Annotated in this window: 21 protein-coding genes; 13 read left to right on the forward strand and 8 right to left on the reverse strand. The window is 38.8% G+C overall.

What is annotated here, in order from left to right:
* The first annotated feature begins 14 nt into the window (after positions 1–14).
* The 3 genes from ACZ449_RS01115 to ACZ449_RS01125 are packed head-to-tail and all read left to right on the forward strand — an operon-like array spanning position 15 to position 2064.
* Positions 15–851: a hypothetical protein gene (locus ACZ449_RS01115; protein ID WP_464256667.1), complete on the forward strand. Its 837-nt coding sequence runs from the start codon at positions 15–17 to the stop codon at positions 849–851.
* A gap of 26 nt (positions 852–877) precedes the next feature.
* Complete coding sequence (locus ACZ449_RS01120; protein ID WP_464256668.1) at positions 878–1636, forward strand: SIR2 family NAD-dependent protein deacylase; 759 nt, start codon at positions 878–880, stop codon at positions 1634–1636.
* A complete protein-coding gene (locus ACZ449_RS01125) occupies positions 1633–2064 on the forward strand; it encodes a deoxycytidylate deaminase (protein WP_464256669.1) in 432 nt (143 codons plus the stop codon). Before ACZ449_RS01120 ends, ACZ449_RS01125 begins: the two co-directional genes overlap by 4 nt.
* A gap of 357 nt (positions 2065–2421) precedes the next feature.
* Here the strand turns inward: ACZ449_RS01125 and ACZ449_RS01130 are convergent, their stop codons facing one another.
* Positions 2422–2571, reverse strand: a complete 150-nt coding sequence (locus ACZ449_RS01130; RefSeq protein ID WP_464256670.1) for a hypothetical protein — start codon at positions 2569–2571, stop codon at positions 2422–2424.
* Positions 2572–2839: 268 nt separating this feature from the next.
* Between ACZ449_RS01130 and ACZ449_RS01135 the strand changes: the two genes are divergently transcribed.
* The 7 genes from ACZ449_RS01135 to ACZ449_RS01165 all read left to right on the forward strand — a co-directional run bounded on the left by ACZ449_RS01135 (position 2840) and on the right by ACZ449_RS01165 (position 8780).
* Positions 2840–4054: a metallophosphoesterase gene (locus ACZ449_RS01135; RefSeq protein ID WP_464256671.1), complete on the forward strand. Its 1215-nt coding sequence runs from the start codon at positions 2840–2842 to the stop codon at positions 4052–4054.
* Between the two features lie 5 nt (positions 4055–4059).
* Entirely contained in the window at positions 4060–4509 is a 450-nt protein-coding gene (locus ACZ449_RS01140) for a hypothetical protein (RefSeq protein WP_464256672.1), read from the forward strand.
* Positions 4506–4955: a hypothetical protein gene (locus tag ACZ449_RS01145; RefSeq protein WP_464256673.1), complete on the forward strand. Its 450-nt coding sequence runs from the start codon at positions 4506–4508 to the stop codon at positions 4953–4955. Before ACZ449_RS01140 ends, ACZ449_RS01145 begins: the two co-directional genes overlap by 4 nt.
* Positions 4956–4961: 6 nt before the next feature.
* Positions 4962–6002 carry a hypothetical protein gene (locus ACZ449_RS01150; RefSeq protein ID WP_464256674.1) on the forward strand — a complete coding sequence of 347 codons (1041 nt, stop codon included), beginning with the start codon at positions 4962–4964 and terminating at the stop codon, positions 6000–6002.
* A gap of 15 nt (positions 6003–6017) precedes the next feature.
* Positions 6018–6710, forward strand: coding sequence for a hypothetical protein (locus tag ACZ449_RS01155; RefSeq protein ID WP_464256675.1), 693 nt, complete (start codon positions 6018–6020; stop codon positions 6708–6710).
* 12 nt (positions 6711–6722) lie between these two features.
* Entirely contained in the window at positions 6723–7091 is a 369-nt protein-coding gene (locus ACZ449_RS01160) for a hypothetical protein (protein WP_464256676.1), read from the forward strand.
* 132 nt (positions 7092–7223) lie between these two features.
* Positions 7224–8780: a discoidin domain-containing protein gene (locus ACZ449_RS01165; RefSeq protein ID WP_464256677.1), complete on the forward strand. Its 1557-nt coding sequence runs from the start codon at positions 7224–7226 to the stop codon at positions 8778–8780.
* Between the two features lie 181 nt (positions 8781–8961).
* On the opposite strand, the gene ACZ449_RS01170 is transcribed toward ACZ449_RS01165, so the two are convergent.
* From ACZ449_RS01170 to ACZ449_RS01190, 5 genes are read right to left on the reverse strand one after another with little or no spacing between them, the layout of a single operon-like run.
* The gene (locus ACZ449_RS01170) at positions 8962–9435 is read right to left on the reverse strand and encodes a hypothetical protein (RefSeq protein ID WP_464256678.1); all 474 of its coding nucleotides are present in this window, start codon (positions 9433–9435) and stop codon (positions 8962–8964) included.
* 12 nt (positions 9436–9447) lie between these two features.
* A complete protein-coding gene (locus tag ACZ449_RS01175) occupies positions 9448–9603 on the reverse strand; it encodes a hypothetical protein (RefSeq protein WP_464256679.1) in 156 nt (51 codons plus the stop codon).
* A 2-nt stretch (positions 9604–9605) separates the two neighbouring features.
* Positions 9606–10058: a hypothetical protein gene (locus ACZ449_RS01180; protein WP_464256680.1), complete on the reverse strand. Its 453-nt coding sequence runs from the start codon at positions 10056–10058 to the stop codon at positions 9606–9608.
* A 54-nt stretch (positions 10059–10112) separates the two neighbouring features.
* On the reverse strand, positions 10113–11138 hold the full coding sequence (locus tag ACZ449_RS01185) for a tyrosine-type recombinase/integrase (protein ID WP_464256681.1): 1026 nt from the start codon (positions 11136–11138) through the stop codon (positions 10113–10115).
* Complete coding sequence (locus tag ACZ449_RS01190) at positions 11107–11340, reverse strand: DUF3873 family protein (protein ID WP_464256682.1); 234 nt, start codon at positions 11338–11340, stop codon at positions 11107–11109. Before ACZ449_RS01190 ends, ACZ449_RS01185 begins: the two co-directional genes overlap by 32 nt.
* Before the next feature lie 422 nt (positions 11341–11762).
* Between ACZ449_RS01190 and ACZ449_RS01195 the strand changes: the two genes are divergently transcribed.
* The 3 genes from ACZ449_RS01195 to ACZ449_RS01205 all read left to right on the forward strand — a co-directional run bounded on the left by ACZ449_RS01195 (position 11763) and on the right by ACZ449_RS01205 (position 12687).
* Positions 11763–11894 (forward strand): hypothetical protein, encoded by a 132-nt coding sequence (locus ACZ449_RS01195; protein ID WP_464256683.1) that lies wholly within the window; start codon positions 11763–11765, stop codon positions 11892–11894.
* A gap of 63 nt (positions 11895–11957) precedes the next feature.
* Positions 11958–12143 carry a hypothetical protein gene (locus tag ACZ449_RS01200; protein ID WP_464256684.1) on the forward strand — a complete coding sequence of 62 codons (186 nt, stop codon included), beginning with the start codon at positions 11958–11960 and terminating at the stop codon, positions 12141–12143.
* Positions 12144–12318: 175 nt separating this feature from the next.
* On the forward strand, positions 12319–12687 hold the full coding sequence (locus ACZ449_RS01205) for a hypothetical protein (RefSeq protein WP_464256685.1): 369 nt from the start codon (positions 12319–12321) through the stop codon (positions 12685–12687).
* A gap of 343 nt (positions 12688–13030) precedes the next feature.
* On the opposite strand, the gene ACZ449_RS01210 is transcribed toward ACZ449_RS01205, so the two are convergent.
* The gene (locus ACZ449_RS01210; RefSeq protein WP_464256686.1) at positions 13031–13594 is read right to left on the reverse strand and encodes a hypothetical protein; all 564 of its coding nucleotides are present in this window, start codon (positions 13592–13594) and stop codon (positions 13031–13033) included.
* Between the two features lie 101 nt (positions 13595–13695).
* Positions 13696–14232, reverse strand: coding sequence for an N-acetylmuramoyl-L-alanine amidase family protein (locus tag ACZ449_RS01215; RefSeq protein ID WP_464256687.1), 537 nt, complete (start codon positions 14230–14232; stop codon positions 13696–13698).
* Between the last annotated feature and the right edge of the window lie 26 nt (positions 14233–14258).

Consider the following 14258-nt stretch of genomic DNA (forward strand, 5'->3'; position numbering starts at 1 on the left):
AGGGAAACAAAATAATGAAAAGTATATATATGGATTTACTCAAAACAAACGGGATGATAGTGGAGGCCAAATCGAACCGATTCCAGGAAAGGCCTTATGAACTTGAAAGTGCTTTTGAAAAAGGTAAGCCTGCAACAATGCCAGATGAGGATTTTATTTTTTCAACGGCACCTCCAGCGATTGGCGATAATAAAAGTACGGCAAAAATTTACACATCTTTTTCGGGTTGTGATATTGTTACTGTTGTTAATGGAAAAGCTGTAGGAGAAATTCAAGCCGTTACCTACGCCAGTATAAATCCGGTCATGGCTAAGATCATGTTTGACGACTCTGATTATCCTGATGCGAAAATGCTCAAAGAATTCCCTGTGGCAGTGAGGATAGAAAGCGCCATCTTCGATGAGATGATGGAAATTGAAAATAGCTCAGACTTGATTCTATGTTTTGCTAATGAATACGGCAAGCGCAAATACATGGTTATTCGTGACATACAACCGTTAATGAAAACTAGCGGGTTCGCTATTGATGATGTATATCCTACGATGAGCATAATCTGTGCCGCAAAAGAAATTGAGCCAATGAAAGATCTTCAATATGTAAAAACTCCGGCTGTTCCTTTCCGTGAAATCTGTGCGGGCGCATTATTCAATGATTCTGATTGCAGATCAATACGTAAAAAAATTCATGATTTTAAAGGATCAGCCAATAACTTTGTTAACAAATGCATACTTGAATCTATTCTTGGGCCATGGTGCGAAAAAGAAGAATTTGAAGCTATCTTAATCGATGCTAGTAGGTCTACAATCGATGAGGTTATAGTAAAATGCGGAGGCAGCCATTATTATATCTAGCATAACAAAGAGGGAAGAGGTAAACGATGAACGATATAGTTAAACTTGCTGACTATTTAATGTTAAGTAAAAATGCAATGGCTTTAACTGGCGCTGGGATAAGCACTGAGAGTGGAATACCGGACTTCAGAACCCGTCTTACAGGCATTTGGACGAAACTTGATCCAAGTCTGATTTGTTACTCGGTACTTAAAGATGAGCCAGAAGTATTTTACAAGAACTTTAAATTATTTGCTCAAATAACAGAAGGTGCCAAGCCTAATAAGGGCCATCATATTCTTGCTGAGCTGCAACAGATGGGTATCATCAAACGGGTGTTAACACAAAACGTCGACGGTTTCCATACGATAGCCGGCAGCAAAAATGTTCTTGAAATGCATGGCAACTTCAACTATGCTATATGTATGAACTGCGGTAAGATATATCCTTACCAGCTCATACAGGACGAGCTGAATAAAGATCATTACCATCCTAAATCACCATGCTGCGGTGACACATTGCGGCCGAGCGTTGTATTATTTGGCGACAGGTTGCCTATGGAATATCATCAGTTCGAAGCAGAAGATCTAATGAATGTAGATTTTCTGCTTGTAATGGGAACAAGCTTGGAAGTATATCCTGTCGCTGATCTACCGAAAGCTGTAGGCTATTATGCAATCATCAACAAAGCTAAGACAAAACAAGATTACAAAGCGAAGGTTGTCATTCATGATTCGATTGGCAACACACTCGATAAGCTAATTAACAACATTAAAAGCAGAAGCATCGGAGAGGATACACAATGAGACCATCATGGGAAGAGTATTACTTAAACGTAGCTGAGGATCTGGCCGCCAGAAGCACCTGTCTTCGTAGAAAGTATGGAGCCGTTATCGTTAAGGACAACAGGATAACGAGCACTGGTTATAATGGATCAGCCAGAGGAGAAGCCAACTGTTCAGATGCCGGCAAATGTGCCAGGCAGGAATTAAATGTGCCGGCCGGCGAACGCTATGAACTATGCATGGCCGTACATGCCGAAATGAATGCCGTCATAAATGGTAACCCGATTGATACGAAAGGCGCCACGATTTATATAGCCGGAGTAGATAGCTCAGGAGCAGCAGCGTGCGGCAAACCCTGTTTGATGTGTGAGCGAGTTATACGTAATGCGCAGCTAGCCAGAGTTATCTATCGAGATAGCGATAAATCAGTTAAGTACATTGAAGTTTAGCCCTGTATTATTAAGTACAATTACGAAATTAGCTTGTCTAATTTTTAATATTAGTATATAATAAGCTCATAGATAGGTTAAAGATACAATCAATTGCATATAATAGATTAGAAACTCCCTAGCAGAAGATGCGCGAACATTTTTTGCGGCGAAACTCTCTGTGGACTACAGAGTGCGTAGCTTTGAAGCCTTGAGTGAGTTATTATTAGGACGAAAAAAGACTGGATAATATCCGGTCTTTTTTCGTTTGTCATTTTGTAGGTAAATAGCCGTACAAGAACGCGAATCCTTGTACGGCCAATGGACGGCTCTGCGGGCTTCTTCGGTGCGTAGGTTGAAGCCTTAAGTGAGTGATTATTAGTTTAGATGTTTGTTCATTTTGTCATTAATGGGGCTCAGCACTACTTTCATTGCGTAGCAGCACCAAGCATACTGCACAAACCCACTAAATCCGAAAATGATAAGCAACGAAATCAAGCAAATGGCCCAAAAGAACCAATCTTTCATGACTCATCACCTCCTACGCGTAATCGATCTATATAAAGCACCGATTTGCGCAGGCGCCCACGCGGCGTAGGAGGACGCACTTCGGGTCCGACACCCCTAAGGGTGGCCCATACATAAAGTATACCAAAATGTTACATGGAAATCTATAGGACAAAACATAATTTTTATATATTCGATATAATAAATTTTCTTTCTACAAACAGTGAATTGCTGATTATATTCGGGTAATGAATAAAGCAGGGACCAGGTCAACAAGGAGGTAGAATATATGGCACTATTACCGGAATATAATCAGCAGCTAGACGAAGAACTTCTTGATTGGAAGTACAGATTAATCTTCGGCAAAGCCAAAAAAGAAATTAAGCTAAGCTGGAATGAAATAAGCAACCTACTTGGACTAAGGTGTAGCGGAGAGTACTTGAGGAAGATAGCATACGGTGTTCTTGAGTATGCAGAATACCAGGACTCTAAGCACAATGACGAGCTAACTGGCAATCAAAAGATTCATCTTGGTGAACTCGAAATGAAAGAATTTGATGTCCGGCGTCAGACGATGCGCATGCAAGATCAAAAACGAGAGCTTAACAAACTACTGCGTGAATACGCCCGGGCCGAACACATCAAAGAAGAGTTTCAAAAAGCAGTATTAGAACTCGCCACGTCTAAACCATTATTGATTAACAGCAAACCAGTAAAGGGTGGGACACGGGAAGGTGCATTACTTCTATCAGACTGGCACAAAGGTCAACATACCTCTAGCCACTGGAACATCTACAACGATGTTGAATTTAAGAAACGCATAGAAGCTCTTGTCAGTAAAGCAATTACTTATGGCCATGATAATAATGTACGTTGCATGCATGTATTTGCTCTCGGTGATTTGATTAACGGTCTGATCCACGTCACCACCAGAATCAATAACACTGAAAATAGTATTCGTCAGGTCATGGCCGTCACGGAAATCTTAGCGACGATCTTGGTTTCGTTGGCTTCAGAGTTTGAAAATATTAAAATCTATTTCTCTCGCGGTAATCACGACCGAGTATTGGCCAATATTAAGGAATCAATTGCAAGCGAATCATTTTTCGATATGATCCCCTGGTATTTAGAAGCTCGATTAAAAGATATATCTAATATCGAGTTAATCAAGAACGAGTATGATGATGAAATTATAGTCACAGAGATTTGTGGCCAAACAATCTTTGCCGTCCATGGCAACCGTGACAAGGTTAACAGCGTAACTCAAAACCTTGCACTCATGATTAAGAAGTTTCCAGACTTTATATTTATGGCGCACTACCATCATAATGCAGAGGACGAGATTCATGGCTGCGAAGTAGTTGTTAACTCCAGCCTATGTGGCACTGACACCTTCGCAAAAGAACATCGTCGTACTGCTAAACCGGCACAAAAATTAATCATCTTTGATAACAAAGAAGGCAGACTTTGTACATATAACATCAAAGTATCTCAGGAGGAATAGTAACAATGCTTACATTAATAGAAGTAGTAAAATTCATTCGTAATAACAAGCAATCTATCATTGCCGGAGACAGACAGACCGGCAAAACAACATTAGCCGCTGAGCTGATCGAAGCCGCGCTTTCCGCTAATCCATCAATGAAGATATTATATGTTGCGGCCAACACAAACATGACTGACTATCTAAAACGGCTTCTACCGTCAAATGTTATTAAGAATATCAGTATAATCAATTACCAATACCCTGATAACATTAGCCGCGGTGTAATCGGCAGAGAATACGATTTGGTTGTTGTCGATGCCTACGGAGAGCCCGATCCAGATGATATTAATGACATTTTAAATACGGCAAATAAAGAACATAGTAGAGTGATCTTTTTTACCGACATAAGTACTGTCCGGACTTCTCGTATCGGGCATTTTCCTACTATTGCCATAGGTAGTAAACAGCTATGAAAATTTGTTTAGACTGTCAGAAAGAAATAAATGTACCACTTATGAAACGTGGCGGCGGAGAGATATGCCCGAAGTGTTACGGTAAAATAGTCAATCCTCAAGAATTCTTTTTATCAGCTGTTAAAGAGCTGAACGAAAAAGGTTACTATGTGGCATCTTGTTCACCTGGTTCAATAGGAACACTTAGCAAAGAAAGTTCTATTACGTTTGACGAATGTATCGATTCATTGCCTTCATTACCAAACGATTGCTACGTGAAAGTAATAGGAATAGAAGGCGAACGAGCTATAAAGCTCATTTATGAATTCGTCGATTGCGAAACACCATTAAGTGTATTAAGAAACTTTATTAATATTTATACATGGACCGTCGGGTTGCCAGCAGTAGGCACTAACGAGTATTTCAACACATGCAAAACATGCTACATCAGTAATATGGGGGGATGATCCAGAATGAGTTTAGGTAATCCATATGGCGCTATGGCCAGATGTATTATGAATCCAGATAAAACAATTAGCTACTTTCTTGACCCAAATAATTCAGACCTCAAGCTTGACGGTGCTGCAGTAGATTGGACTACCGTGGAGGCCAACGGGCAAAACTGTATGGTGCAAATACCTAAGTTTTATTATTGCAAAAAATGGGATGCAACAAATCAGGCTTTTTATTTTGGTGTATCTAGCGTTATAAAAGATACAGATTTTATTTCATCAAGTGAATGGGTTTTGCACCAGGCTTTTATGAAAGATCAAGAAAAAGCATTAGACGATAACACGTCTGTGGCTGTAGAGGTGCCTTATAGATATGCTAGTGCTTTTTCTGGATGGATAGACTCTTATGGGAGATTACGAAGCTTACCAAAAAAAACTCCTGCAAACACAAACCTCGCTACTGGTTTTGCTGCAGCAAAAACAAGCGGACTAGGTTATTGTGTATTCGATTATTATCTATACAATGCACTACAAATGTTATATTTAACAGAATATGCACATCCGGACATACAGAAAAATATTGGAATTGGATTAGCTACCTCGATCAGTAGTGGTCATACGCTTACATCTGGAAACAATAGTTATGGAACTTCTCTGACTTCTGATGATGTGAGTTATAGAGGTATTGAAAGGTTGTGGGGAAGTAATATACCTTTCCATATAGCTGGTATAGTGAATCAATGTAATGGATACGTAATAGATATATACGCTACAAACTATCGATATAATATGGTATCTTTGGGTACTATAATATGTTCTAATCCAGTAGGTGGAAGTTACATCAAAACAATAAACACTAATGCAAATGGTGGTTTTTTTGCAGCAAGTGTATCAGGTATTGAAAGTGGGTTATTTGATAATTCCAGATATAGCACAGGCACAGGAACTTTTAATGCAACTTCTATAACATATGGTTCATCAACTCCTCATTATCCTGGTATATTTAGTATAGCTTTAGACGCTTCGGCGAGTACTACTGCAAACCCGCGCCTCGCTCTTTAAAAGGAGGATACTATAATGAGCGATGAAACTAAAATAGTAAGATGGCTAATACTCCCAGATATATTTACACACGTAGAAGATCTAGAACAAAGTGCTGTATTTACGGTAGATGCGGATGAAACTAAAGTAGCAAGATGGTCACAGGGGACAGATTCTTGGTTACAGCCGGAGCCTAGCGCTGTCTATACAATAGAAGGCGATGAAACAAAAATCATTAACTGGGATGTAAAATCAGATACTTGGGACGGTAATCCAAAACCACCCACATCTATAATAGTATCTTCAATAACCCCTACTCATCTTTATCATAATCAACATAGCGGCTGCGGGATTATTGTTAAAGTACTCTTAGGTATTAGCAACACTCTAGACTTCAAAATCGCTGTTAATAGGATGGACTTCGATACTTTGTCGCAAAATAATGCTCGTATAATCCCTATAAGTAAATTCGATACAGGCGTTAACTTGCTAAGTGTTATCGCTTCAGATGGAACACAGAAAGATATTACGATCACACTCGAAGAATCACACAGAACACTATCTAAAAGAACCTTCACCGCTGTCGATGGAGGTTATACTCAAAGAAATACAGCTTTTAACGGAGTAGCGAAGATAAAAGAGCAGTGCATGGGCAGTGTGGCTCCGTTAGGAAATGATCAGTTCTTAGTTTCAATTAACAAGTACGTTAACAATATAAATATAAAATAAGGGGAGATTAACATGTCAAAAACATTAGACATTTCAGAAGTAAAAGGTGCTAAGGCAAATATTTCGGACTTGAAAGTATACGGTGATGGCGATACTTTCGGCCTTCTTTGTAAAGCTAGCAGCGATGCTCAAGGATGGATGAAATCGAGCAAAGTGGCAAATGTACCAGGTGGTTGTATCGTTCAAGTAACAACTCAACAACAGAATCCCGACGGCTCTTATGCGGTAGCAGAAGCATTGACTTACGTACCTGGCGTGCATATGAACAGAGATGTTCAACCGCGGCGGCTTGAAGCTATTCCGTTTGATCAAATGCCATACATGGAGCTGATCGAGAGCGCCAAGGCATCATCGACACCACTCGACATTGATTTAAAATAACAAATAGCTTCACAAGATCATAAACGAAAGAGTCATCAGAAAGTGGGTGGCTCTTTTTGTTACTATTCTTATTTTAGCGGTAATATCAATAGTGAAAATTTATCGGCAAAGTATGCCGTTAGGAGCGATATCATGGCAATAGTAGGACAAGCATTAACAGCACCGGAAGCAGGTTGGCGAAGGGTAGATAATACAGATTTAAATATAGTATATACTGGTAATGTAAGTGCTGATTCTGGTACTTCAAGTTATTATTTAAGCACGGTTAGTATATTGTTTGATAGTAATGCCAAACTAACATTTAATTTTACAGGAACTAAATTCCGTCTTATAGGGGACTACTATACCGGAAGTTCCAGATCTAATTCTATTGACATTTATATAGATGGGGCAAAAGTATTAAATTTTAGTCAAGTAGGTAACGCTCTTAAACAAGCGTTACAATGCGATATAGATGGACTAGAGGATAAGGAACATTATGCATCAATAATTAATAACTGTACTAATAGCGGAAATTTTCGGGTTGATGCCATAGATATCGCTTCCGACGCATATCTCCGCCCATATGATGAAAATCCTAAAACAAAGATATGCAAAAGTATAGACGAAATGACTATTGGTGACCTCATACCCTATCGTTACACAGCTGCTTCCGGAGTTGCAGGTGCTGTATCAGAACTCGGTGCTTGCACTGCTACAGAAATACCATATACCGGGTCCGCTACGCCGAATGGGTTAGCTTTCTTCCGTAAAGTAGATAAGGGATTGCTGATATCAGATAGAGTAGTACAGCATAGCATTTCATGGGATGCTTTAAATAGTGCTAAGTATATACAAGGGAAGCCATTATTATTAAATGCTATTTCATCAATGACTGCGAACAGTAGCTTGTTTGGAATAGCTAATGCTATTAGTATCGACGGAAGTAATTATTTGCCGTATTTAGCTTTTGACAACGATCCAAATACTTATTGGCAAACAACCCCAAATACTTATCCTGTATGGTTATCTTATCAGTCCTTTATGCCATTTATTTCAAAAGGCTACAGTTTGACTGCCGGACCATGGGGTATTGGCGCTAATGGTTTTGCAATGCTTCCTAAAAATTGGACTTTTGAAGGAAGCAATAATGGTATTAATTGGATAATTTTAGATACTCAAACCAATCAATCAAGTTGGACTACTTCTCAAAAAAGAATATACAGTTTTAATAATACCCAAGCGTATAGTTTTTATAGATTAAACATAAGCGCTAATAATGGAAAAAGTAAAATCATAGTTACTAATCTTGAAATATTATACGACACAAAAAGTATTATTCGTTCTCTCTCAGGCGGAAATGCTTATCTAGGAACAGATGGCAATAAGAGCCTGACAGATGCAGGCTTAGGTGCTTGGCCTGTTAATAACGAGTGGGATAAATACATAGTTAACAGCGATCTAGATGGTAAGATAATCCCAGGCGATGATAATGTTTGGCATTGGATTGACAGTAGTAATCTTGCAACATGGTGTAAAGATACTCCAATATTAAGTATAACCGCTGCAGCTAATAGGACAATAAGAGGTTTTAAAAATATATTTAAACCTATATTTGTAGGTACATCAAATGCAAATCAAAATATTGGTTTCCGCCCAGTACTAGAATACTTAGAATCAAATGCCAAAGCTAAAACATTATGGTATTAATATCTCTTGCTGTTTTCATCAAAGTTTGGTAAAATATCTTTAGAGGCTTGGTCGAGCCACGTTCACCTGCTGAACGGTTAGCGCTGGCGGGCTGGCGTTACCCGACTTGCCCAACCTCAAAAACTCCTAAGACAAAAGCCGCCTACTGGTATTCAGCTAGGCGGCTTAATTATTTATTTCATTAGTAAATGATATGTATACGTCCATCCTTATATATCTCTACGCTATTATAGCTCTGCCGACTAAGTTCTGCCATTTCTTCTGACATTGCATAACTACCAGGTATAGGAGAATTATTCATAGCTTCGCCCCTGAGTTTCAAAAATCGATTGTATGCTTCTATATCGTTAACACCAATATAGAAGTGACAATCGCCAGAGATTTCGCCAGTATCAATTAATGTACCACCATGTCTTTTGATCCAAGTCACTGCTTGTTTATGATTTTTAGCATCACACAAATGCTCAATAACATGCCGATCTGTTCCGAAATGACCAATCTCGAAACGATCCAAGCAATCCTGGCACACTCCTTCTCCGTTTACGAAAAGCTTAATAGCTACTGGCTTGTCTTCATAGCAATAAAAACAAGTCCCCTTTTTACTATCTAACCATTGATAGATACTTTCATATTTAGCTTTCTTTTGATATACCACAGTATATCCCTCCTAATTAGCCGGATTTGAATCACCTATAAAGTATTCATTGATCTCTTCTTTTGAGAGCCTTGATAAAATCATTTCTCTTGCAACGCTGGTTGCCGGCGCAATGATTTGTTTTTCAGCTACGATAATAACTAATTTCTCTAATAGTGTTTTTTCCATGATTATGTCCACCTTTCAGTATTATAATCAAACTGAAAATAACCTCGCGTATCTATCCCATAATCATATCCATCAACTTTGCTGTTGTCTTCATATTTAATTACCCATCCCCATATTTTAACAATTGTTCCAGGTGTACAACGCATTATATTTTCTTGTATATTAATATGATCTTCATTTATAGATCCGAATCCCCTTACTCCTTTTACAAACACAATCGTCGAGGCCCAATTCACGCGGCTAACTGGTCTAGTCGGCAAATCAGGGTTCATTTTTTTTATGAGATTTCTGCATTCTGGCTCTATTTGGTTTTCAGGTTTGAATACCCCTCTTCTCTCATCATAACAATAGTCAACGATTTTTCTTCGCCCAACGAATGTACCAATAACGACTACTTCTATCCCCGTATTACAATATCTTGCCAAAGTTTCTCTATGTGGAATAAAATTAGCCACATTCATCACCTCATCAAAATATTTACCAATTATATCCCTGACATTAAATACTCCTTACGTTATCTTTACCGGTATAGCTTTTGTGTAACGATTAAGCAATCTGTTTTGCAGATGAGCATACTTACTCGACATTTTCAGATCACGATGACGCAGTGTTTCTTTAACTACCTGTAGGTCTTTGGTTTCAGCATACAATAATGTACCACAAGTGTGGCGAAGGAGATGGCACGATAAGCCGCTCTTGTCGCCCTTCTTTTTTATGTCTGCTTTTTCAAACCAGAAGTCAACCGCGTCACGGATCGCCTGGCGCGAAATACGGCAGTGCATATTATTGTTGCTGACTACAGTAAATACTGGCGTACCATATTTCTCCTTGAGCACCGGATAGGTTTTATTATCGATGTATTGTTTTATCATAGCCATAACATCTTCTCTGGGGTAGATTAAATCATTATGACCTTTACCTCGAACTAAAATTGTACCAAGATGCCAATTAATATCTTCCGCATTGAGCCGTTTCACTTCTATGGTCCGCAGCCCCTCGATACCCATGATAATAATAATTAATCGATTCCGAAAGTTCTCTTCATGGTAGTTACCTTCTCCGTCTTTAACCGGTATCAACCGGATCAGATATTCCAGTTGGCCAGCAGTAAGATACTGCACCTCAGGGAGAGAAGAGTTGGGATCTTTACCTGGCCGCACATCCTTCATTGGATTTTCTTCAATTAATTTTAGCTTCAGTGCGCATTGATAGAAGCGACGTATTGCTGTTAATTTAAGAGCGACAGTTTGCGTTTTGTAGCCGCGCTGCCACAGCAGCTCCCGATATCCCTTGAGATGGAATTCGCTAAGAGAGAGGGAACTACAGTTAGCTTCTTTGCACCAACGCAGAAACTGATCAATATTTGAGAAGTATGTAATTTTTGTATCGTCAGACGGCTTCCCGTCAGCCAGCTCTCTAACGAGGTATTCTTTATAATTATTTACGAATGATTCCGCATCAAATAAATTAAGATCAATAATTTCGACATTGGATATATTATTTTTAATCGGTAGTAGACTCTTCTGCTCCGTCAATTGTTTTCACCAACTTTCTCTTGTTAACATACAGATCTCGACGGTGACGACATTCTTCGAGCGAATCAGCAACGCATGAGAATAGCCTTCCGTCTTCGTTACGATAATCATACTGAATTAATTGTCGATTGCCACGAAGAGCAGATACAAATTCTTCCCATTGCTCGTGCCCTGCTTTTAAATTTACTGGATCTAGTCCCATGCATGCACCTCCACTTGTTATAATTGCCCTAATTATATCACGGCCTTGTCCGCATGTAAATTACTTCCTCGACTTGTTATAATTTCATTTATAGGTAGTGGAAAACATCCTGCACATTTATTTTTTATAAATTACATTATTTTACTTCATAAACTATATTTTTTATTATTTCAACTAAGGCCATTTCTCCCTTGTTCCTTAATCTCCTTCAGTGTTATAATTAAATACAATGTTTTCCGATTGTAAATATATAACTGGAGGTACGTCCACATGGATAAAGCTGCTATGGCTAAATTTCTAGACCGCTACTCCGACAAAAGTTTAGCTGAACTAAATGCTATGCCATATGTTGATTTAAAAGAAGAAATAGTGGTATAATTTGCATAACTTTATATTTTTATAATAAATTAGGAGGCGTCACCATGGGTAACTTCTTATTACGAGGTGTTGTACTTCCAGTTGTGTATTCGGCTGTTGCAGTATTGGGGATGGTTGCCGGCAGAAAAGTAGTCGATAAGGCGTATGAAAAATTTGGTAATAGTAAAAAGAAGTAAGTAAGTACGTCACCTTTGTAAAATGATATAATTTTAATACATATAAATCTGGAGGTACATTATATGGTAAAACAAGATATGATTAACTTTCTAGTCGAACACAATGGTGAAGATGAAGCTAAACTTAAAGAGCAGTCTTATGAGGAAGTCAAAAATTTGTATACCGAGATTAAAGCAGAGCTAGGCGATGATTCTACAATGTTTCCTAATGGAAGAGACACTGACGCAGAAGATGAAGACGGCGTTTAAAATTCTTTCGCTATATTGTGCCGGTCCTTTGCAATGTGGTATACTTTGTATATAAATTACAAAGGAGGCGACGTAAAGATGAAATGTCCATCTTGCGGGTCCACCAGCGTAACCGTTAAAACTACTTCCGATGTTGAGACTACTTACGAGTGTTGCGATTGTGGCGAAAAATATTGTGTCGATGCGAGGAGAGAATGATTTTATGGGTACTATCTCCATCGATGAGCTCATTAGAAAAACAAACTACTCTTTGTTCAGTTCTAAAACTACATCAAATGCTCAGCATTATTCCGTAGGACTAGCTATTGATTGGAAAGTGCCTGGGTTCCATCCGGTAGAGAATGTTTTTCATGTGCATCTTGATTTAGTTAAGCGACATGGCAGCAATGAAATCTTCATAGTGAACAATACGCCACACCAAATGATTAGTTATAAATTCTGGCGGTGGTTAGAAAGCTCAACTACCGCAGACTTCATGGGTTGTTACTTGACCAGGATGTACAATAACATACATGCAGCCGAATCCGTTACCTTCATTCAATAGAGGGCGCTCGCATGTGAAATGTTTAAAAAAAGAAGCTGATAGGGGAGAGTTAAACCCTTACCAGCTTCTTTTAATTTTTACTTAAATTATCTGACAGTTTACCACTCGTTATTAGCCTCGCTACGCGTTTTTTAGAAAGAGGTTAATATGATTGGCTTACCCCTAAAAACGGACAAAAAAGATAGCCGACATAAAGTCGACTACTGAGAGGGGGATTGGAGGATGATAATATGGAAGAGAAGAGTATTGTGAGGAGGTATTCATATTGCATATTACTGATTGAAAAGTTCTTATACACTACAAACAAAAAATAAAAGCTCACCATGAAGTGAGCTTTTACCTATTATAAAGCTTCTATCTCAACTGTAAATATTCCTGAGCCCCTGCTAGCAGCTGTCGAATGACCGAGTCCTGAAACTACCTCTGATGCGATTCTGTATTTATATTTACCGTTTTCAATAAATTTTCCATAAGGATGTCCAAATTCGGTTCGTCCTTCTTCGGTAGGATTCCCATATCTTTGTTTTACTTGTGCTCCCCATGAATTATAAATTGATTCCATCATATTACTGTTTGCTGTTGGTAAAAAAAATCTATACGTGAATTTTGTGATAAATCCGGTTTCTGAATTGGCACTTATTTCTAGGGTCTCACTAGCCCTAGTTATAGCCCCTTGTTGTATAACATAAGTCGTAACACCATTGTTTGTATACTTTTTTTCTACGGTATAATACTTTCCAAAAGTTAATGTTTCTTTTAGCATAAAATCATCGAGTATTTGGCCAAACTCGTTAGACCCAGACTCTGGCGAAGGTCGAAGCATAGCCGCGTCGCCTATACTCGGCGCTAGCATTAGCATTATCGCCATCAAGAAACTTGCTGCGAATAGTTTTACTTTTTCTTTCAAATCATCCACTCCCATAATTATTAATATTTTATCAATTCTTTACTAAGTATACCAATTTTAGACAAAAAAGAAAAGGCCCACCAAATTAATGGGCCCTTACTTTAACAAAGGTAATCGAGAATCCCTTGAGCAATAGCGGCTGCCGCGTTATCTTGGAACTGCTCGGTTGCCATTTGAGTAGCTTCCTCAGGATTAGAAATGAATCCAATCTCTGCTAGAATCGCTATGGCATCTGTGTTCCGAGTTACGTACAAGCCGTTAGTTTTTACAGTTCGATCAGTTAAGCCCAGACAAGCCACTAATTGTTTTTGTACAAGCTTTGCAAGCTTGAGCCCTTCAGTGCTTCCTGCACAAGCGAAAGTTTCGACACCATGGGCATCAGGATCGGCAGCGCTATTACAGTGAATACTGGCGAACACATCAGCACCAGCTGTATTAGAAGCATCTGTAATCTCATTAAGTTCTCCAGCGTGGATATAAACTACTTTGTGGCCCCGGTTAGCAAGTATCTGCTCTACTTTGTGAGCAACCGCAACATTGATTTCAGCTTCCTTTAAGCCCATTTCCTCGTTGCATGCGCCCGGATCGTAGTTATCCTCACCCAAATAATGGCCTGCGTTAACAGCTATAATAGACATGTTAAGTCCCCCTTTTTATTTTGTTC

It is taken from the genome of Desulfosporomusa polytropa, from assembly GCF_055380075.1.

Excerpts from the sequence above, each read along its gene's own strand:
- ACZ449_RS01115 (WP_464256667.1), top strand. The coding sequence starts at position 15 with ATGAAAAGTATATATATGGATTTACTCAAAACAAACGGGATGATAGTG.
- ACZ449_RS01120 (WP_464256668.1), top strand. The coding sequence starts at position 878 with ATGAACGATATAGTTAAACTTGCTGACTATTTAATGTTAAGTAAAAAT.
- ACZ449_RS01125 (WP_464256669.1), top strand. The coding sequence starts at position 1,633 with ATGAGACCATCATGGGAAGAGTATTACTTAAACGTAGCTGAGGATCTG.
- ACZ449_RS01130 (WP_464256670.1), bottom strand. The coding sequence starts at position 2,571 with ATGAAAGATTGGTTCTTTTGGGCCATTTGCTTGATTTCGTTGCTTATC.
- ACZ449_RS01135 (WP_464256671.1), top strand. The coding sequence starts at position 2,840 with ATGGCACTATTACCGGAATATAATCAGCAGCTAGACGAAGAACTTCTT.
- ACZ449_RS01140 (WP_464256672.1), top strand. The coding sequence starts at position 4,060 with ATGCTTACATTAATAGAAGTAGTAAAATTCATTCGTAATAACAAGCAA.
- ACZ449_RS01145 (WP_464256673.1), top strand. The coding sequence starts at position 4,506 with ATGAAAATTTGTTTAGACTGTCAGAAAGAAATAAATGTACCACTTATG.
- ACZ449_RS01150 (WP_464256674.1), top strand. The coding sequence starts at position 4,962 with ATGAGTTTAGGTAATCCATATGGCGCTATGGCCAGATGTATTATGAAT.
- ACZ449_RS01155 (WP_464256675.1), top strand. The coding sequence starts at position 6,018 with ATGAGCGATGAAACTAAAATAGTAAGATGGCTAATACTCCCAGATATA.
- ACZ449_RS01160 (WP_464256676.1), top strand. The coding sequence starts at position 6,723 with ATGTCAAAAACATTAGACATTTCAGAAGTAAAAGGTGCTAAGGCAAAT.
- ACZ449_RS01165 (WP_464256677.1), top strand. The coding sequence starts at position 7,224 with ATGGCAATAGTAGGACAAGCATTAACAGCACCGGAAGCAGGTTGGCGA.
- ACZ449_RS01175 (WP_464256679.1), bottom strand. The coding sequence starts at position 9,603 with ATGGAAAAAACACTATTAGAGAAATTAGTTATTATCGTAGCTGAAAAA.
- ACZ449_RS01190 (WP_464256682.1), bottom strand. The coding sequence starts at position 11,340 with ATGGGACTAGATCCAGTAAATTTAAAAGCAGGGCACGAGCAATGGGAA.
- ACZ449_RS01195 (WP_464256683.1), top strand. The coding sequence starts at position 11,763 with ATGGGTAACTTCTTATTACGAGGTGTTGTACTTCCAGTTGTGTATTCG.
- ACZ449_RS01200 (WP_464256684.1), top strand. The coding sequence starts at position 11,958 with ATGGTAAAACAAGATATGATTAACTTTCTAGTCGAACACAATGGTGAA.
- ACZ449_RS01215 (WP_464256687.1), bottom strand. The coding sequence starts at position 14,232 with ATGTCTATTATAGCTGTTAACGCAGGCCATTATTTGGGTGAGGATAAC.